The 20,630-nt window shown below is 48.2% G+C and carries 17 protein-coding genes; 8 read left to right on the top strand and 9 right to left on the bottom strand.

Annotation, left to right across the window (positions count from 1 at the left end):
• The first annotated feature begins 94 nt into the window (after positions 1-94).
• The 3 genes from HUK38_RS07810 to HUK38_RS07800 are packed head-to-tail and all read left to right on the top strand — an operon-like array spanning position 95 to position 3,988.
• Positions 95-1,126, top strand: coding sequence for a cytochrome c3 family protein (locus HUK38_RS07810; RefSeq protein WP_238787529.1), 1,032 nt, complete (start codon positions 95-97; stop codon positions 1,124-1,126).
• Entirely contained in the window at positions 1,126-1,806 is a 681-nt protein-coding gene (locus tag HUK38_RS07805; RefSeq protein ID WP_182583768.1) for a cytochrome b/b6 domain-containing protein, read from the top strand. Before HUK38_RS07810 ends, HUK38_RS07805 begins: the two co-directional genes overlap by 1 nt.
• 4 nt (positions 1,807-1,810) lie before the next feature.
• Positions 1,811-3,988, top strand: a complete 2,178-nt coding sequence (locus tag HUK38_RS07800) for a multiheme c-type cytochrome (RefSeq protein WP_182583767.1) — start codon at positions 1,811-1,813, stop codon at positions 3,986-3,988.
• Between the two features lie 61 nt (positions 3,989-4,049).
• Here the strand turns inward: HUK38_RS07800 and HUK38_RS07795 are convergent, their stop codons facing one another.
• On the bottom strand, positions 4,050-5,348 hold the full coding sequence (locus HUK38_RS07795; RefSeq protein ID WP_182583766.1) for a DUF4214 domain-containing protein: 1,299 nt from the start codon (positions 5,346-5,348) through the stop codon (positions 4,050-4,052).
• A gap of 177 nt (positions 5,349-5,525) precedes the next feature.
• On the opposite strand from HUK38_RS07795, the gene trpD reads away from it, so the two are divergent.
• Both trpD and trpC read left to right on the top strand, forming a co-directional pair.
• Complete coding sequence (trpD, locus tag HUK38_RS07790; RefSeq protein WP_182583765.1) at positions 5,526-6,548, top strand: anthranilate phosphoribosyltransferase; 1,023 nt, start codon at positions 5,526-5,528, stop codon at positions 6,546-6,548.
• A 164-nt stretch (positions 6,549-6,712) separates the two neighbouring features.
• Entirely contained in the window at positions 6,713-7,537 is an 825-nt protein-coding gene (gene trpC, locus HUK38_RS07785) for an indole-3-glycerol phosphate synthase TrpC (protein ID WP_182583764.1), read from the top strand.
• A 79-nt stretch (positions 7,538-7,616) separates the two neighbouring features.
• On the opposite strand, the gene crp is transcribed toward trpC, so the two are convergent.
• On the bottom strand, positions 7,617-8,267 hold the full coding sequence (crp, locus tag HUK38_RS07780; protein WP_182583763.1) for a cAMP-activated global transcriptional regulator CRP: 651 nt from the start codon (positions 8,265-8,267) through the stop codon (positions 7,617-7,619).
• 201 nt (positions 8,268-8,468) lie between these two features.
• Between crp and HUK38_RS07775 the strand changes: the two genes are divergently transcribed.
• Positions 8,469-9,725 (top strand): hypothetical protein, encoded by a 1,257-nt coding sequence (locus HUK38_RS07775; RefSeq protein ID WP_182583762.1) that lies wholly within the window; start codon positions 8,469-8,471, stop codon positions 9,723-9,725.
• Between the two features lie 26 nt (positions 9,726-9,751).
• On the opposite strand, the gene HUK38_RS07770 is transcribed toward HUK38_RS07775, so the two are convergent.
• The 6 genes from HUK38_RS07770 to HUK38_RS07745 all read right to left on the bottom strand — a co-directional run bounded on the left by HUK38_RS07770 (position 9,752) and on the right by HUK38_RS07745 (position 18,552).
• Positions 9,752-10,537: an energy-coupling factor transporter transmembrane component T family protein gene (locus tag HUK38_RS07770; protein WP_238787528.1), complete on the bottom strand. Its 786-nt coding sequence runs from the start codon at positions 10,535-10,537 to the stop codon at positions 9,752-9,754.
• A 29-nt stretch (positions 10,538-10,566) separates the two neighbouring features.
• Positions 10,567-11,100, bottom strand: coding sequence for a DUF2939 domain-containing protein (locus tag HUK38_RS07765; protein WP_182583760.1), 534 nt, complete (start codon positions 11,098-11,100; stop codon positions 10,567-10,569).
• Positions 11,097-13,034, bottom strand: coding sequence for a ribosomal protection-like ABC-F family protein (gene abc-f, locus HUK38_RS07760; RefSeq protein ID WP_182583759.1), 1,938 nt, complete (start codon positions 13,032-13,034; stop codon positions 11,097-11,099). Before abc-f ends, HUK38_RS07765 begins: the two co-directional genes overlap by 4 nt.
• Positions 13,035-13,037: 3 nt before the next feature.
• Positions 13,038-14,573 (bottom strand): YifB family Mg chelatase-like AAA ATPase, encoded by a 1,536-nt coding sequence (locus HUK38_RS07755; protein ID WP_182583758.1) that lies wholly within the window; start codon positions 14,571-14,573, stop codon positions 13,038-13,040.
• Between the two features lie 46 nt (positions 14,574-14,619).
• Positions 14,620-14,871 (bottom strand): accessory factor UbiK family protein, encoded by a 252-nt coding sequence (locus HUK38_RS07750; protein ID WP_182583757.1) that lies wholly within the window; start codon positions 14,869-14,871, stop codon positions 14,620-14,622.
• Between the two features lie 75 nt (positions 14,872-14,946).
• Positions 14,947-18,552: a glycosyltransferase gene (locus HUK38_RS07745; protein ID WP_182583756.1), complete on the bottom strand. Its 3,606-nt coding sequence runs from the start codon at positions 18,550-18,552 to the stop codon at positions 14,947-14,949.
• Between the two features lie 58 nt (positions 18,553-18,610).
• On the opposite strand from HUK38_RS07745, the gene HUK38_RS07740 reads away from it, so the two are divergent.
• Complete coding sequence (locus HUK38_RS07740; protein WP_182583755.1) at positions 18,611-19,645, top strand: glycosyltransferase family 2 protein; 1,035 nt, start codon at positions 18,611-18,613, stop codon at positions 19,643-19,645.
• Positions 19,600-20,367: a glycosyltransferase family 2 protein gene (locus HUK38_RS07735; protein WP_182583754.1), complete on the top strand. Its 768-nt coding sequence runs from the start codon at positions 19,600-19,602 to the stop codon at positions 20,365-20,367. The genes HUK38_RS07740 and HUK38_RS07735 overlap by 46 nt, the downstream gene beginning before the upstream one ends.
• A 24-nt stretch (positions 20,368-20,391) precedes the next feature.
• Here HUK38_RS07735 and HUK38_RS07730 read toward each other — a convergent pair.
• A partial coding sequence (locus tag HUK38_RS07730) for a transposase family protein (protein ID WP_194374850.1) occupies positions 20,392-20,630 on the bottom strand: 239 nt, incomplete at its 5' end.

Here is a 20,630-nt window from a genome sequence, read left to right as displayed (position 1 = left end):
TATCACGGCGCGGGAGTTGATGCGCATTTGATGATTAAAAGATAGACATTTTTCATTGAGATGTCAACCCCCCATTTTGATTAGGAGGCGCCATTTGTCTGCACATCATCATCACGCTGTCATCATTCGCTGCGGTCGGCTTGCGCATTGCCTTCAATCAGATTGGCATTGGACGAGCGGGTTAATGATGCTGGCGCTGTTTTTATTCACCACGCCCATTACAGCGGTGACGAATCAAGCACATTCGGCAATGAAACCGCCAGAGGATCATCGCGCTTGTTTACGCTGTCACGCTATGAAAACGCTGGCGTATCGTGATCCGCTGAGTAAAAAAATCATTACGCTGGTCATTGATCCAAGCGGGTTTGAACACTCGGTACATGGTCAACTCAATTGCCGTGAGTGCCATGAACAGCATTATCAACGCTATCCGCATTCTGAGCGAGCGCGAGCGCCCTTGCATTGCGTTAAATGCCATGAAGACGGTAAAAAACAAGCGCAGCATCAATCGAATCATCAGCCGCCGCGTCAATACCAATTTACCACGATTGAACAGGAATTTAAACGCAGTGTTCATGCCACGTCAGATGAACCTGATGCACAGGATTTTAATTGCCATTCCTGTCATAATCCGCATCAATTTCAACGCTCACAAATCGGTAAACCGCTCGCTCAGGTGGTCAGGGATGATAATGCGATTTGTTTAAGTTGCCATGAACAACGCTTTGATTCATTAGAAACAACTCATGCGTGGCTACCGCGCCGTGATAAACATTGGCAAGCGGTGCGCTGTTTAGAATGTCATACGCCCTTATCCACCACTGGACAGCCAGTGTCACACCAGATTTTAGCCGCTGCTGATAGCAAAGTGGATTGTGTTAATTGCCATTCACAGGATGCACAGTTATTAACCCGGCTGTATCAATACCGTTCTCAAGAAGACGTGGCGCGCACGGGTTTTATTGCCAAAGCCGTGTTTAATGATGCCTACATTATTGGCATGAGCCGCAGCCCGATCATTGATTTTATTGGGTTACTGATGATTGCGCTGACGGCATTGGTTTTAATTGGCCACGGCTGGGGACGCTATCGCGCTGCTCAACAGTTATCGAGAGGATCGCAATGATGACAGGACTGTATCTTTATGCACGCTGGCTGCGTGTATGGCACTGGTTAAATGCGTTATTATTTATGGTGTTAATTGTGTCGGGCGTCAGTATGCACTTCGGTGGCAGCGCCCTGCTCATGCCATTTAATACCGCCGTCACGGTGCATAATACCGCCGGTATTTTACTCAGCGTGACCTGGCTTGGGTTTATGATTGGAAATGCCGTGACAACCAATAAACGGCATTATCGCGTGACCTGGCGCGGCTTACCGCAGCGATTATTCGCGCAAATGCGTTATTATGGGTATGGCATTTTTCATAATGCACCGCATCCATTTCATGTCACGGCTGATATGAAATTGAACACCTTGCAGCAATTGAGTTATCTTGGCGTGATGTATGGTTTAATGCCAATATTGGTGATGAGCGGCTGGGCGTTTTTATTTTCAACTTTTTTACCCGACACGCTGTTTGGTATCGGCAGCGTGTGGTTTGTGGCGATGATTCATTTAACCGTTGCTTACGGATTAGCCCTGTTTTTATTAGTGCATAGCTACATCATTACCACTGGCGATACCCTGACAAGCAATTTGCGGGCAATGATTACCGGCTGGCATCCATTCACGCCACCATTAGAACGCTCATTCGATCATGCGGCCGAAACTATCCCGCCCAAAACTGCGGATCAAAGGAGTTAATGCAATGAATGACCCCGCTCCGGTGAAACCGTTATTATCGCATCTTGCACAGCGACGCCTGTTGATTATTAGCGGTATTTTGTTAATAGTATTCATTGCTTATCGCCTGTTTTATCCACCGTTATTTGATGCTTATGTTGGCAAAACCAATGCGCCCCTGACCTATGCCAATAGTCAAACCGTGACGCCGCAGGCGTTCGAGTTATTAGCGCGTGATCTCAGTCATCAAGCGCGTTATCAAAAGGCCGCGGCAATTGTTGCCACCGATCAAGACCCATTTGCACGTCAAGTGAAAATTGAAATGTTAATGAACACTGCGTCCTTTGTGCGTGACACCGAACCGACGCATATTAAATACTTTCGCCAAGCGGGAATTCGTCGTTATGACGGCCCGAAAACCTGTTTAGGGTGTCATGCAACTTTGCAAGTGACGCACTCCGATGGGCGAATTGAAACAGTGAATACACTGGATGACATTGTTAATTCGGTGCATTTCAAATTTCAAAGCACGTCGAGCGGGTTTTCGACCTATGGGTATGATGGACGGGCAGTCAATTCTGGCCAGCGCCGTATTCCCGTTGGCAAAATAGATCGCGCCTGCGGTATTCCCGGGAGTTTCACTTGGACGGGGTGGGCGGCATTAGTGAAAAGTCGCCCGGACAATGCACAGGGTGCAATTGAAATACGCAGTGAAGGGTGCGGTCAATGTCATATTGGCGGGAATTATCAACCGGCCACCGAAAAGATGATGCCAATTGGTGATGTGCCAAATGAAGCCAAGGCCGGGTTGGATTGTTTAATTTGCCATGCAGCTAATTATGATATGAATCAACGCTATGTCATTCAGGATGAATACGGCTTGCGTTGGAATCAAGATCGGAGTTTGCAGGCGGCATTAAGTGTGGCACCCGTGACTAATGACAATTGCTTGCGTTGTCATCAACATAATATGGGTGGTGATGCCTATATTCATAATCAAGCGGCGCAGAATTTGGGTGAAAAACATCGGCGTTTATTACATCATGGAGCAAAACGCGGTAATCCGTTTAGCCCCGAAGATGATCGTCACGCGACGGCAGGAATTCAATGCACCGATTGCCATATTCCCGAGGGGCATAAAATCCCGCGTGGGCGGCTCGGCGTTGATTTAGTGGCGAATGATTTACCCAATAAAGAAGTGTCCTGTGAGCAGTGTCATTCGCAATTGCCGCATAATCATTCTAAAGATAAAGCGCTATTGAACGGTCACATTACGCGGCTGGCGTGTGAGACCTGTCATATTAAACAACTGGAAGAGAACAACGTTGTGTTGCGCGATTGGGTGCATCCCACTTGGAATGCAGAAGAGGGGGTTTTTCAACCAACGGATGTCTATCGTTCCGGCGCCGTTGGCACGGGGTTTACATTCCTATGGTTTAATGGCAATGGCACTTTTTTAGCGAATGCGTTGGGTAATCATCCAAATCATAACTTGAATTATAATCCGCTCATGCAGCAAATGGTGCGCATTGATGATGCAGGTGCTATTGCGGCAATTCGCGCTAAAGCACAGGAATTAAAACGCCAGTATCCTGAGATTGACGTTGAGCAATATGTTCGCACCGCAACCGATCCGCTCTCACAATTATCTCCCGAATTATTAGCCAAGCGGCAGGCGATGATTGAAGCCAATTTACGCAGTGTGATGAATCAAGGTGAAAGTCGCATTTATCCGTTCAAGTTATTTAATGCGATGATGTATGAAGACATGGGTAATCAAGGTCCCTTTGGCGCGATGATCTTGCCATTTGATTATGCCAGCTATTATGAAACGGGCGATCCTAAAGCGGCGGTGAAAAAAGCCTTGCAAGACCCGATTGTGCAGCGCATGTATCAATTGCCATTTAAACTTTACATGATGGATGAGTTTATGGCGTATTTTGGCGTCATGGACGGCTGGCAACCGAATTATCCGCTGGTGAATGGTGAATTAAAACGAGTGGAAGCGCACTGGATGCGTCAAATGGGAACGCTCATGGTGAATCATGGAATTCAGGGGCGCGGGCGGGAATGTAAAGACTGTCATGCGTTGAATGGGATTATGAATTACGAGGCGCTGGGTTATTCACCTGAGCGCGCTGCTGAATTGCGCGATTTGGATGTCTTGACGCAGGTTGAACTGCCATTTGTAGATAGAAAATAAACGGGGCGCATGGGCGTTCTCATGTTCTAGCGTGGGAACTTTCATGCGAATCATTCCAGCATTAATCAATCAAGCCGCCGAGTAATGCGGGAATCGCATCAATGGCACTATATTTGGTGTCGGTATCGGTCGTGATGCTTTCTAATACATCGGTGCCGGCTTGACGCAATAACAACTGATCGTCAGCGTGAAGCGCACGGAATACAATGCCGTTGCGATCTTGATAACCGGCAAATGCCAATGCCACCTCGACTTGCAATTGAAAGCGTTTTAAATCATCGGCCGCGTCGGGATTTGTCCAGCAACCGTTTAATAATGCAATCACCATTTGATTGCGTTGAATATTGCCGCTGTCTAATTCTGTCAACCAATAAGCGTGTCCTTCGGTATCGGCGAAGCGATTAAAGATATTTAAATACAAGGCATCAATTAACGCGCTATTATCATTGGATGGATACATGGCTTGCACAGTGGGATTATCAAAAAAACTTTGGGCGACGGTTGCTTGCGTCCAATTGCCGTTTTGCAATTCATCAATCCAATACTGCAACCCTTCATTATCTGGGGCGTAACCTAAGGTGGCGACGTATAATTCAGCCACTTGCCAAGCAAATGAATCACGCTGGGACACGCAGTCATATTCACCGCGGCGCCATTCCCAGGGCGGCATGGGCGTATTATCTGCCCATAATCCAAGTTGCGCATCATGCGCAATCTGTTCTAATACATCGAGCGATGAATCAGTCGCATAATCATCATACACCCACGCCAGGCCGTGTTCTAATTGATATTCACTAGCACTGCCAATAAAAAAATCTCCTGTGATGTGGGCGACTACGCGACCATAGCGATCAATGTCTTCTTCCATGACGGTGACGTATTTATTTAACAGCAAATCAGTTAATGATTGTTTGGCATCAAAGCCAAAGCGTTGGCAGGATTCGGGCGCATCAATTTCGGCTAATCTGATGGTATAGGTTGATCCGTCAAGTGCTGTGATTTTAATGGTGTCGCCATCCGTGACTGCTGTGACCTTGCCGTATTGAATAGTGTATTCGCGTGGTGCAACGGCGGTGTCATCTTCAATCGCATCTGTTTCAACTATTGCGGCGCCGAGCGAGGTTGAATTATCATTAACGCTATTATCAATGATGGTATTAACGATGGTCGTAGTATCGGTGTCCCTACATTCGCAGGGACACGATGGACTAATTGAACCATCTCCGCAATAGATACGGTCATTCTCCGCGCAGCCTTCGCCAATACCTTCATGACTAGAACAGCAGCCCGAACAGCCGGCATGACTGAATTGTAAATTGAAAAGTAACCAGGCAAATAAAGACAGTTTCGCGTAAAACATGTTGCCCCCAATGTCAATAAAGGTTGCGTCAATTTAATGATGAATTTGATAATATTGATGAATCACGTTTGGTATGATGACAGCAGTGCGAGATGATTAATGTGTTGAATATCACGATTATTGCAGATATGCTAGTTTTCATGGCACCGCGCCGCATAATCATTAAGAGGTTGACTTGTGGATATTAAACACGCCATTGCCCACGTCGTTGACGGGCAGGATTTAAACACCGAACAAATGACCAGCGTCATGCGCGCCATGATGAGCGGCGCCGCCACATCCGCGCAAATTGCCGCGTTATTAGTCGCGCTGCGGCTCAAGGGCGAAACCGTGACCGAAATCGCCGCCGCCGCCAGCGTCATGCGCGAATTGGCACTCGGCGTTGACCTCGGCGATTTAACACACACTGTGGACATAGTCGGCACCGGTGGCGACGCCAGCGGCACGTTCAACATCTCCAGCGCCAGCATGTTTGTCGCGGCGGCGGCGGGGTGTCGCGTCGCCAAACACGGCAATCGCTCGGTATCGTCACGCTCCGGCAGCGCGGATGTGCTGGAATTGGCGGGCGTCCGCTTGGATTTAACGCCCGAACAGATCGCGCACTGTGTCCGCCGCGTCGGCGTCGGTTTCATGTTCGCCCCCGCCCATCACCCCGCGATGAAACACGCCATCGGCCCGCGCCGTGAAGTCGGAATTCGCACATTATTCAACATCTTAGGGCCGCTAACCAACCCGGCCGGCGTTCCCAATCAACTGCTAGGCGTGTTTGCCGACCACTGGCGAGTGCCGCTGGCGGAAGTGTTACAACGACTCGGCGCGCAGCACGTCCTCGTCGTCCACGCCCGCGACGGGTTAGACGAAATCAGCATCGGCGACCGCACCGACATCGCCGAATTGCGCGATGGACAGATCACCAGTTACAGCGTCGCACCGGAAGATTTCGGCCTCAGCCGCGCCCCGTTGTCAGCCATTCAAGTCGCGGGGCCGGAAGACAGTTTGGCAATGGTGCGCGCCGCGTTGAGCAACGTGCCGGGCGCAGCGCGGGACAGCGTGATCCTCAACGCCGGCGCTGCTATTTACGCGGCCGGCCGCGCCAATACTCTTGCCGAGGGGGTCAAGTGCGCCGCCGAAGTAATTGCTAATGGCGCGGCATTGCAATGTTTAGCAGATTTCATTGATTTAATGAGTGAGTTGCGCTGAGTCATTGACTGGTTCCGATGCAATGAAATTGGCGCGTGATTTAGTTAAAACGCCACCGCATTGAAACTGAGCGCAATTGATAAATATTTGGCACTTGATTAAAACACGTTTTAATCATCGGCATTGGTCAAGTCTGCCATTTTTAACGGAGTTATTTTAATAACATGGCACCGCGTGACACCCCGGATATTTTAAAAACCATTTTACACTATAAAGCCGAAGTCATTGCCCAACGGTCTCAAATCCGCCCGCTGGCGCAATTGCAATCAGACATCACAGCCGCGCCGCCGCCGCGTGATTTTATTGCCGCATTAAATGATAAATTGGATGGCGGCGCCGCGGCGGTTATTGCCGAAATGAAACGCGCCAGCCCAAGCAAAGGGTTATTACGCGAAGATTTTCAACCCGCCGCTATTGCCCAATCGTATGCACAGGCTGAGGCGGCGTGTTTATCGGTATTAACCGAGCAGCAATTTTTTCAAGGCGATGATGCGCATTTAATTACCGCCCGCGCCGCCTGTTCATTACCAGTGTTGCGCAAAGATTTTGTATTGGATGCGTATCAGATTTATGAAGCGCGTACCTTAGGCGCCGATGCAATTTTATTAATTGTCGCGGCGTTAGATGATTCGCAACTGCTTGATTTTGCTCAACTAACACACGAATTAGGCATGGCCGCGCTGGTAGAAGTGCATGATGATGCCGAATTAGAACGGGCATTGACACTCGCGCCACCGGTGCTGTTAGGTATTAACAACCGCAATTTGCGCACATTTGAAGTCAATTTAGAAACGACGCTGCAATTATTACCGCGTATTCCAGCGCAGCGAATTGTGGTAACGGAAAGCGGTATTCATTCCCGCGACGATGTGCGATTGATGCGGGCGCACGGTGTTCATGCTTTTTTAGTGGGCGAAGCATTCATGCGCACACCCGCGCCGGGGGATAAATTAATCGAATTATTCGCCGCCCACCGCCGTCATAATTAATTAACAACTGCCGTAATACTAAATGAATACGTCAACTGCAATCATGCAACCGTGATTAAATAAACTCAACAACCAGTAGTTAGCGGGTATTAAAAACAACAATAGAACGGCCGCTGACACTAATAAACTTTTGTTCCTCAAGTGTTTTTAATACCCGCCCGGCCATTTCACGCGAACAGCCAACAATGCGCCCTAAATCTTGTCGGGTAATACGGATTTGCATGCCATCCGGGTGGGTCATAGCGTCGGGTTGTTTGCACAATTCTAATAGCGTGGCGGCAATACGGCCACTCACATCCATAAATGCTAAATCACCCACTTTGCGGCTGGTTTGTGATAAACGTGAGGATAATTGTCGCCCAATGGCAAATAAAATCCCAACAGCATGTTCTTTTAATTCGCGTTCAAATAATTGTGTTAACCGTTGATAACTAATTTCAGCAATGCGACACGCGACCCGCGTTCGTACAATAACACTGCGTGTTTGTTGCGCGGCAAATAATCCCATTTCACCAATGAATTCGCCCTGATTAATATAAGCCAGGGTTAATTCGTGTTGTTCATCATCTTCAATTAACGCCGCGACCGAACCTGATACCAAGTAATACAAACTGGTCGCCGGTTCACCAGCGCGAATAAAATCAGTGCGTTTATCGTAACTTTTGACATGACAATAACTTAGCAACGGGGCAAGCCAGACAGGTTCGGTTTTGGGGGTAAAATGAGACATGGCGCGGGCTCAACTGATGATTAAACAGTCTAGTTTGGCGCAGGAATAGCCATTTGTCGAATCGGATAGCAATTAGCAAACATGTTGAGAATGCGGCCTGTTGTTTGTTATCTAGTGCCAATTATGACGTTTTAAAAATAACACGACCGGTAAAATGTCGTTTTTAATTGCATAACACCTGAATCATACGGGACAATTGTTATGAGTACGAGTGAACTTAACTATAGCAATGAACCACGCGAATGTTTGCAAACTGCGCGTTATTTTAGTAGTAGTCAGTATTATTTTTTTGAATTAAAACGCGCAAAGAATGGGAGTAAATATATCATTGTTGATCAGCGGCGAAGGCGGGACGGGGAATTCTCCGGCGTCAAATTGCGCATCTTTGAGAATGAATTATCGGAATTTCAACGTATTCTGACGCAATTGATTAAGTTGGCCAAACAACAGGATGTTGCGCCCGTGACAACAATAGCGCCGGCTGAATATCCGCCTGAGGCAATTTATAAAGATCGTTATTTTACTAGCAGCCATCATTATTTTTTTGAACTAAAACAAGCTAAAACAGCCAATTACTATATTGTTATAGAACAGACTAAAAAACCTGGATATGACAGTTTATGCAAATTGCGAATTTTTGATGATGAATTCTCTGGGGTAAAACAAATTATCGATCAGTTAATTGCCAGTGTTATTAATGATAATGGGCTGCAAACTACGGCATCGCAACAATTAACAATACCGACTGCGGGTGTGACGCCATTGCTCGACACTTCGGTATTAATCCCAAATTCTATTAACAACGCAAATCCTTTACCAATTGCGTTATCAATATCACCACGACTTGTACCTTCTCAAATATTCAAATCAATTTGGCAACGTTTAAGGCGCACTTCATCTCAACAACACATTGATTTGATCGCTGCGTCAGTGCGCCATGATAATCAACAGCGGCAAGTCAGCACGTTGCCATCACAGTTAGATTTAACACCGCCATTTTTTGAACACTTATTGACAACGCACAATTGGCAACAGTTTGAGCAATACACAACTTATTTGCTCAAGTTATTAGGAATTCTAGTGGTGTATCCCTTTTTTGCAGAACGTCAAGCGGGTAAGGCTGATGGATTTTTTAAGACTCAAACGTTGGTAGTCTTATACGATTGTACATTACGCGCTGACCACATTGAATCCGATAAGCGCGATCAAATCAATAATTATTGTTCACAACTTAAACAGGGGGCAATAGAGTTATCTCCGCACATTAAAGAAGAGTTTTTTCATCATCAACAGCAGGTGTGGATTATTACGCAGCATGACACACAGTATGTCAAAATGGTTAATACGATTAATGTCAAAGCGGTGAGTGTAGCGACATTACAGGCGCTGTATTATCAACGGTTAACTGGTTACATGACCGTGACTGAATTTGAAGAAAAACTGCGCAATCTGCCATAAACTGCTGTGCAAAATGGGCGTTTAATTTACAACAATAACCTATCCAATACCATTAAAACAGCCATTAATCCCAACCATAACACCAGCCACCAACTATCATGCAATTGCCAGTGCGTGATGTTTAATAGATAGAATTGCCCGTGAAATCCCCGACAGCGCATCGCCGCTAATAACCGCTGCGCCCGCTGCACCCCGCGTATTAATAACATTGCTAATAACCAACCCAAACTATGCCAAGTATGGCGATTAGTGCGTAATTGAAATCCACGCACCAGCATCGCTTGACGGAGGCGTTGGTATTCGCGTTCTAAAAGATAAATTTGCCCAGTTGTGAATAATAATAGTTGCACCAATCTACTCGGTACACCTAAACGCGCTAATGCTTGGCCAAATATAAACGGAGCTAAAGTGCCAAGAAAACTCAGGAGTGCCGTCATAATTGCATTGGCTTTGAAAACAATTAACCCAGCGCGATGTAAACCATCAAAACTGGCATGAAATCCTGCGCCTTCCCACAGCGTTTTACCCGCTGTTGTGAACGGTAAGGTGATGACTAATGCAAATAACACACTGTCTAATGTGAATAATCGCCAGGCGAGATAACGCAATTGCAACCCATATCCCCATGCTGCCATGAGTGCAATACAAAATGCGAGACTGACGGCAGTGATGGTATGTAATGCGACACTGGTGAATGCAAAACTGATTGCTGCAATAATCCGCAAACGCGCATCTAGGATTGCTAACCAATCGCAACGTGGGCGAGTGAATAATTGCAAATCAAATTGGTGAGAATGCACGGATGCGGTCAAGCAGTACTGAGGGCGATGGTCATTAAGATTTAATAATAAACTGCGACGACCCGCCATGCAATTGGATGTGGTTGTAATAACAGCGAAATGCGGCTTGCATGGCCGCGTTCAATTTGAATTAAAAAACCGTATGGTAAATCAAACCCTGCAAAACTCACAGCCGATAAAAAACCCTGCTTATTTGGTACGGCATTGCGTAATAAATCGTGTAACCAATGTGCATTAACCTGTTCTAATACGTCACTTTTATTATGACGCAAGCTCTGTTCTAACCATTGAACAAACGCATCTGATACCGTGCCAACATAGCTGCGACTATCTTTATTTAACCGCCGTCGGATTTGATCGCGGACGGTGGCAAAATCCACCAAGTCAATTAAATCATTTGGATTACCGCTCATGCTTGTTTCATTCAAACACCAGAGCGTCCAATACGGCCATAATAAAAATAACACCAATAATATCAAAACAGTTGCAATGGCTTGGCGGGCGCGAGTGGATAAACGCCAGCGGTGATGACGGAATTGCGCGGCAACGTAAAGTGACCGCCGCCGCCATCTCATCCGTCACCACTCCCCATTGCATCCAATTCTGCTTGCGCGGCTTCTAATGCAATGGTTTTTTCTAACCATTCTTGTTCTAATGCCGCCAACTCGCTATCAACCTGCTGTTTGTTTTTAATCAATTTTAATAATTGAGATTTGGCCGTTTCTTCATACAATGCCGGTGCGGCTAATGCTTGTTCTAATGCCGTTTGTTGATCGGTCAATTTCGCCAATTGCGTTTCAATTACCCGCAACTGTTGCCGTAATGGTTGCAAGCGTTGCCGCGTATCGGCACTGCGCTGCCGTTGTTCTTTACGCCCGGCGATTTTATTTGCCGCCGCTGATTGATTAACGCCATTCACCTGATTAAATGCAAATGCCGCCTGCTGCGTTGCCAACCACGCCGGGTATTCATCCAAACTCTCATTAAATGGCGTGATCTTGCCGCCCAATACCAGCCATAATTCATCACAGGTAGCGCGTAATAAATGCCGATCATGCGAGACTAAAATCATTGCGCCGGCAAAGTCTTGCAATGCGGTAGTCAAGGCATGGCGCATGTCCAAATCTAAATGATTGGTTGGCTCATCTAATAATAATAAATTGGGGCGCTGATAAATCATCAACGCTAATGCTAACCGCGCTTTTTCACCCCCAGAAAACGGCCGCACGGCGGTGGTAGCCATGTCACCACTGAAATGAAAACCACCCAAATAATCGCGCAATTGTTGCTCGGGACGGTCGGGATCAAGACGGCGCACATGTGTTAATGGTGAATCATCCGGGTGCAATTGATCCATTTGATGTTGCGCGAAATATCCAATACGCAAGCCCTGCGCGGCTTGATAATGACCCGCCAGCGGCGTTAATACACCCGCCAATGTTTTAATTAACGTGGATTTGCCAGCACCATTCGGTCCTAATAATGCAACGCGCTGCCCCGGCACCAGCGTTAATGACAATGATTGAAAGAGCGGCTGGTCAGCATAGCCAATGGTGACGCGCTCTAATTGCAATAACGGATGCGGTGCTTGCGGCGGGGCAATAAAGGTGAAATGAAACGGCGAATCAACATGCGCGGGGGCAATCAATTCCATCCGTTCTAATGTTTTTAATCGGCTTTGCGCTTGCCGTGCTTTGGTGGCTTTAGCACGAAACCGCGTCACAAATTGTTGAATGTCGGCAATATCGCGCTGTTGTTTAATATAAGCGGCGTGTTGTTGGGCAAGTTGTTCAGCGCGCTGGCGTTCAAAAGCCGAATAATTCCCCGCATATAGGCGTATTTGCCCATTATCAATATGCGCAATTTGACCCGTAATGGCGTCAAGAAAATCGCGGTCATGGGAAATTAACAAAAGGGTGCCGGGGTAATTGCGCAACCAGCTTTCTAACCAAATCACGGCATCCAAATCTAAATGATTAGTCGGCTCATCTAATAATAAAACATCCGAGCGACACATTAACGCCTGCGCTAATGCCAAGCGCATCCGCCAGCCGCCGGAGAATTGATTGACCGGCCGCTGTTCATCATCCGCTTGAAACCCCAGTCCATTTAATAATTGCGCGGCGCGGCTTTCGGCCGTATAACCACCAATATGATCGAGCCGTTCGTGTAATAAACCTTGTTGCACCCCATCATTGTGGTCATGCGCGTCATTTAATGCGCGTTGAATAGCGCGCAATTCGGCATCGCCATCCATGACAAAGTCTAATGCGGTTTGCGCACCAGTTGGCGTGTGCTGTGCCACTTGTGCGAATTGCCAGTGAATTGGAATGCGCACGTCGCCGCTGTCGCTGGTTAATTCGCCGTTAATTAACGCAAATAAACTCGATTTGCCGCAGCCATTCGCACCAACAATCCCGACCTTATGCCCGGGATAAATGCGCAAATTGACATCGGCAAATAATAATTTACTGCCGCGGCGGAGGCTGACGTTAATGAATTCCAGCATAGGTTAATTGCGTCGTGGCGGGGGCGCGGTATTGCGATCTAATCGCCGATACCCAATGGCTTCACTTAAATGTGTAATGGTAATGGAGTCGCGGCCATCTAAATCGGCAATGGTGCGGGCAACTTTTAATATCCGATGATACGCCCGCGCTGATAATGCCAATCGCGCCATTGCTTCACTTAATAATCGCTGCCCCGTGTCATCTAATTGACAATCCCGATCAATTAACGGCGGGGTTAATTGCGCATTTGGCATTCCCGTGCGTTCCTGCTGCCGTTGTCGCGCCGCCGCCACACGCGCCCGCACGGCGGCCGTGGTTTCACTGCCGAGGCGGTTGTTGGTCAATTGTTCGGCGGGCAGGCGCGGGACTTCGATTTGCATGTCAATGCGATCAAGTAACGGGCCGGAAATGCGGGCGCGGTAGCGGGCGACTTGGTCGGCGGTGCAGTGACAGCGGCCGCTCAGGTCGCCCAAGTAGCCGCACGGGCAGGGATTCATCGCGGCAACTAATTGAAAATGCGCGGGAAATTCGGCTTGGCGGGCGGCGCGGGAAATGTGAATGCGCCCCGATTCGAGCGGTTCGCGCAGCACTTCCAACACGCGGCGGTCGAATTCGGGCAATTCGTCTAAAAACAACACGCCGTGATGCGCCAGCGAAATTTCGCCCGGACGCGGGGTGCTGCCACCGCCGACGAGCGCCGCACCGCTGGCGGTGTGATGCGGGGCGCGAAATGGGCGCTGGCGAAAATACGCCGGATCAAAGCGGTGCAGTTGGCCGGCGACCGAGCGAATCGCGGCGGTTTCTAGCGCCTCGGCTTCGGTCAACTCGGGCAAAATCCCGGGTAAACGCATGGCTAACATGGATTTTCCGGTACCGGGCGGGCCGATAAATAGCAGACTGTGCGCGCCGGCGGCGGCAATTTCCAACGCCCGTTTGGCGTGCGGTTGACCGCGCACATCGGACAAATCGGGTGACGGCGGCGGCGACAATTCGGCCGGATCGGCGGCGATGTAGCGCGTTAGCGGCGCCATCCCGTTCAAATGGGCGCACACTTCGAGCAGATGATCGGCCGGATACACCACCAAATCACGCACCAGCGCGGCTTCGGCGGCATTATCACGCGGCACAATTAATGCACGGCCGGCGGTGCGGGCGGCGAGCGCGGCGGGCAGTACCCCGGCGACCGCGCGCAGTTCACCCGACAACGCCAGTTCGCCTAAAAATTCATGCTGGGTAAGGGGTTGCGTTTGAATTTGCGCCGTCGCACCGAGGATGCCGACGGCGATGGGCAGGTCAAATCGCCCGCCCTCTTTGGGCAAATCGGCGGGCGCGAGGTTGATGGTGATGCGCCCGTCAGGAAATAACAGGCGACTGTTGCCCAACGCGCCGCGCACCCGATCTTTGCTTTCGCGCACCGCCATTTCGGGTAATCCGACGATGGACAGCGCCGGCAGACCACCGCTGGACTGCACTTCGACGATCACTTCGGGCGCACGGATGCCGTCCGGGGCGCGGCTGTAAAGAATGCACAAACCCACTGAATTAACCTAACTAATTGTTTAACAACGATTTATGGTGCGCCGCTCACTGCCGCGCCAACCGCGCTTCCAGTTCCAACACCCGCGCCTCCAATTGCTCCAGGCGACTGCGCGAGCGTGCCAACACCGCCGCCTGCACGTCGAATTCCTCCCGCGTGACGAGATTCAGTTGCGTTAACCCTAACTCCAGTGTTGCGCGCAAGCTACGTTGCGCATCCTCCTGCAACGCCTGCAAGCCTTTGGGCAGGGCTTGCGTGAGCCGCCGGGCGAGATCATCAAGTTGTTTTGCATCGAGCATACATCAATTACCTGTATCAAAAAAATGACAGTGGACAAGATCGCACAGAGCGGGATTATAAAACCACTGCGCCGTTTAAGTCTGTACCGTTGCGCAAAAATTTGGCGACAATTCATACACCGCCGCGTATTGCTGCATAATCGTTGTTAAATCAAAACGCGGCGCAATCTGCCGCGCTAATTCAGCTTGGCGAGCATATAATTCATTATTCGTGGCTAATAACGCCACCTGTTCTGCCGTCGTCTCAATTGGCACCACGCCATTGCTCACATCAATTAAACAGCCGGCCAAATTGCCATTATCACTGGTCAACATCTGCCGCACTTCGCCTAAATCACTGGCAATGAACGGTCGCCCGGCAACGAGGCATTCAATTAACGTCAGCGGGAAACTTTCGCCTTTAAACGTACTCGGCAATAAGCCAACATCGGCTAATGCAAAATACGCCACCGGCTGCGCGACAAATCCTAATAACTGCACATACGGCGGCACTGATTCCGTGCGCAATTCATCATAAATCACGCCATCCCCGAGTAATAACAACTGAATATCACGGCCGCTCAGTTCGCGGGCGCGGGTGACAATGGCAATCGCCGCTCGCCAACCCTTTTCGGCAATGGCGCGACTGGCCAAACACACGACAAATGCGGAATCATTTAATCCCAGCGTAGCGCGCTCAATGGGCGTGAAGGGCGCGAATGACATGCCATTGGGAATGCGAATAAACCGCTCGGGTTGATAAGCACCTGCGGCAATGAACGGGGTGAGATTCTTATCCGCAATTGTCACCCAAGTATCTACCTGATCGCCAATTTGTTCCAACATCAATTGAAATAACCAGGGCGCCATGCCTTCATACATCCCGTGCATTGTCACCACATGACGAAATGCTTGCACTGTTTCTGCTTTCGCTAATGCCACGACCTGATCCACGCTGGCATGATGTGAATGCACGACATCAATTCCAAACGCATCAATTAACCATGCCACACTGGGAAACCACGCATTACGCTCTATGACTGGAATGGTCGGATTTAATAATTGCCGTACCGCTGTATTAAATGGCTCCCCGGCGAAATTAAACACGGTCACAGTGTAATTAGCGTACTGCAATTCGTTCGCTAATCGAATTGGAAATACCTCACCGCCACCGGTGGCAAAACCGAAAATCGCCATTAATACAGTGGGACGGCGTTGCTGCGCGGCGGCCATGATTTGCGTTTGATTATACAGCAATGGAAAACTCATGCCCTGCCCTTCTAATTCATTCGCATTGTCACGATAAAACCGCGCAACATATTGGCGATGAGCAGTGAGCGTGTCATCTGGCACAGCGTATAACCGCGCTATTTCACTGGCAATGAGCGCGTGTTCTTGATAATAATTGGGCGTGCGATAGGTGGCGGCGGATGAATTACTCGAATGTAGGCGATAATAATTGGTGGTTGCCGATGTATAAGCCAATTTACCGCCGCGCAAAACGTATAGATAAAATAGCCAATCACCGCAAATACGCAGATCACGCCAGGCGGTTTTTAATAATTGACGCAGGTCAGGTTTGCGAAATACCACCGCGCTGACATTTGGAATGGTATTTTTACGCCCTAAATATTCACACACCTCGCGGTGCGCCGTTTCAACATAGGGCAGTGACCAGCGTATTGGCGATAATTCGGCTAGATAATCCTCGCAGCAAAACGCGGTTGGGCAATTATTTTCATCAATAAACTGCGATTTTGAATAGGCTAATTGCACTGCCTCGTCCATAAAAAACGGGACTAATTTGGCAAGAAAATCTGGTTGACACCAATCATCACTTTCCGCAATCCAAATCAATTCGGAGGTCGCCAATTCAATCCCGCGCTGCCATTGTCGAAATGCGCCGCCCGAGGGTTCTGAATTAAATACAATGCGAGTGCGAGCAGCATCACGACTGGCATATTCCATTAAAATGGCGCGGCTATCGTCGGTTGAAGCGTCATCTAATAAGACAATTTCAGCAATGGGATAGGTTTGATTGTAAATGCTATCCAGCCGCTGACGTAAATACGATGCGTGATTAAAATTCGGCACAATCACGGTAATGGACGGTTGAAATGCACTAGGATCATTAGCAAAACGCGCACTGGGATAGAATTGATGCAAATATGCTAATGGGTGTGATTGACCTAATACAGCCGCTAATGCGGTGTCGGGAGAATTGGGATGAGTTGACGCAATTGTCGGATAACTGCCGCCCCACTGTTCGGGATTGCGCCCGCCATGATGAATAATAAAATGCACTAATGGATTGAGATGTTGATCGCGCACATGTGGATAATGACGCAAATAACCAGCGGTATTAAACTGGGGGCTGGGATCACGCTCTTCATACGCACCATGATGCAAATAATGCGCTAATGGATTCTGCCCACTGCCGCGCACATCGGGATTATTGGCTAAATACCAAGTTGAATCAAACAATGGATGGGGTGCATCGCCTGCCGCCGCGCCGTATTCTAAATAATGACGTAATGGATTGATGTCAATTGCAAGCTGCGCCTGCGCAACGTACCAATCCGAATCAAACAACGGATTAGGATCACGCCCTTCGTGCGCACCATCACGCAAATAATGCTGCAATGGGTCTATTCCCGATGCCGCAATATCGGGATAGTGCTGCCAATACCACGCGGTGTCAAATAACGGATGCGGACTTAATCCCGATTGCGCACCGATCATTAGATAATGCTGCAATGGATGTTGAATACCAGTCGCATCATTGGGTGATAATTGTTTTAAATACCAGGCGGTGGAGAATAATGGATGTGGATCGCGCCCTTCACATTCACCGATGTGGACATAATGCTGCCACGCATTCACATTTTGTAATGCAGCGACATCGGAATTTTGCATTAAATACCACTGCGGATCGAATAACGGATGGGGCGAATAACCAGCGCGTTCGCCAAATAATAAATAATGGGTGAGTGGATCAGTAGCGTGTGGAAACCGTGCAGTTTTTAATTGTTGTTCCAATGATGGCTGCTGCATTAAATACCATTGCACATCAAATAACGGATGCGGCTGTCGCCCCTGTTGCCAACCGATTTTTAACCAATGCAACACGAGCGGCGCATTCCAAGTCAATACATCAGGATAGGTGCGCGCATACCAATGAGCATCAAAGACACCGTGCGCTAATAATGCCCGCGCTCGCCGGCGGTCTGTTAATTGTTGCCGTAATTGTAAGCGCAATGACCATGCAATAAAGCGTCCGAATTGCGCTAATAAACGCGGAAATAACGGCCAGCGGCGTTCTAATAAAAATAGGGGTTGCGCAATTGACCAGGTCGCGCTATCCTGCAATTGTTGAAGGCGCGTAATTGCCGATTGTGTTGCATTAAATACTCGATTAAATCTGTGCCGTGTGTGATGCTGACTCGCTGTTAAATGCGTCACCCGTTCATTCACAACGCGCAATTGATCTTCGAGATTTAACCCATGCGCGGCGGCCGTTGTTATTTCAATTTCTAATCGGCGGGCATGACTGGCACAGCGGTGTGCTTCATAACGCAATTCACGAATACGCGCTTGCAAGGCACGATGATGTGCTAACACCGTCGGCGAGTGACTCGGGAGTTGCGTATTAAAAGGCGGCAATGATGATGGCAATGACGGATGATCTTGGTGATTGAACATGGCGCGAATATAATTTGCGTGAGCGGTATAAACAACGACGCGATTGGTTTATTGCATAATGACAGCATCTTTAATGACATCACCCCGTTGCGCGATTTTAATCGTGAATTGGAATTCATGGGCATTATTGCGCGACTGTTTGACGGCGGTGATGCAGCAATCTTACCGCAATTATCGGGTGCTTGTTGCCGATAATGCCAGCACAACACCGCTGCCGCCTGATTTGCAGGTTCAATTCCCGGACGTGCTGTTTATTCATAATGAAACCAATCTTGGATTTGCCGCAGCGAATAATGAACTAGCAGCACTTTGCACTGATTGCGCGTGGATTGCATTATTAAATCCAGATGCGTTTCCGGCGCCAGATTGGTTAGCACATTTAATGAATGCCGCCCAAACAGCCCCCAATGATGTTGCGGTATTTGGCAGTCGTCTGATTATGCACCATGACCGCACCCGCCTCGACGGTGATGGTGATCTATATCATTTGAGTGGATTAGCCGCCCGCATCAATCATAATCAAGTTATTACGCCAAAAACCGCACCCGAATGGATTTTTAGTGCATGTGCAGCGGCGGCATTATATCGGCGTGATTCGTTTTTAACCATTGGTGGATTTGATACCAGTTATTTCTGTTATTTTGAAGACGTTGATCTTGGATTTCGGTTGCAATTAGCGGGTTATCGCTGTTTGTTAATTCCAAGCGCCATTGCTTATCATGTCGGATCAGCCACCAGCGGTAGTCAAGAAAGTGATTTTGCGCTGTATCATGGTCATCGCAACTTGGTTTGGACATTTATAAAAAATATGCCGGGTGTCTTATTCTGGTTATTATTGCCATATCATGTGCTACTGAATCTATTCACCATTGCAATTTTAACGCGCCGCGGGCGAGGCAGAATCATTATACGCGCAAAAATAGATGCACTGCGTGGCTTGCCAATGTATTGGCAACAGCGGCGTCTCATTCAACAGCAGCGTCAAGTGAGCTGGCGTGTCATTTGGCATCTTTTAGATAAACGTAATCCGGTTCAATTTTTACGCACATGGCAACGTCGTCGCAGTCTATTCAAATCAGTTTATCGGTCGTGAGTCACGGTCAACCTGAGTTATTACAACGGTTGTTAATGAGTTTGCAACAGCATCAACCCACTGCAATTGAGTTAATCATTACCGCTAATTTACCAAACTCATTGCCGCACAGTCTTGATTTTATTGATAGCCGGCGGCTACCATTTCCCGTACATATTATTCATAATTCACAGCCGCGGGGATTTGCTGCAAATCATAATATGGCATTTCAACAGGCGCAAGGGGAATGGTTCTGCATTCTCAATCCTGATATTCAGCTCATTCACGATCCTTTTCCAGTGCTATTGGCACAATTCAAGATAGTTAATAATCTCGGGATTATCGCCCCCCAAGTCATTAACGCAATTGGTCAACTTGAAGACAGTGCTCGGGCATTTCCGACGCCCTGGTCTTTGTTCAAAAAAGTACTTGGCATCAATCGAGATCGCACGCATCTGGCTCGACAATTGTTGCTCAATCCGAATAGCGAAGTAGATTGGGTGGCGGGCATGTTTATGTTAATTCCTCGTGCCGTATTTAGTGCCGTTGCAGGTTTTGATGAGCGTTATCATTTGTATTATGAAGACGTAGATTTATGCGCTCGTATTCGGCAAGCGGGCTGGGGGATCATAGTGACATCACATGCAACGGTGGTGCATCATGCCCAGCGTAGCAGTCATCGTCATTGGCGTTATCTCATTTGGCATGTAACAAGTTTATTACGTTTTTTGCGCCAACATTAGAGTTGTTTTAACTAGCAAAATCAGCTAGTTAGCTAGGTTGAAATTCCACAATCCAGCACAAACACCGAGAATTTTGTCATACAAATTAAAGTTATGAATACGGAGCCGATCTGAAAGAATACGAAATCGCTTTAATCCAGCAATACTATGCTCAACAAAAATACGCTCTGAAGCAAGCTGTTTATTGATAGTTTTTTGTTCACTTGTTAATGGTTTATTTTTAGATTTTTTGTGTGGAATTGAAATGCTTTTACACCGATAAT

This window comes from Thiospirillum jenense, from assembly GCF_014145225.1.
Lineage (GTDB): Bacteria > Pseudomonadota > Gammaproteobacteria > Chromatiales > Chromatiaceae > Thiospirillum > Thiospirillum jenense.
The sequence above is the reverse complement of the archived record's forward strand: the minus strand, read 5'-3'. Positions and strand labels throughout refer to the sequence as shown.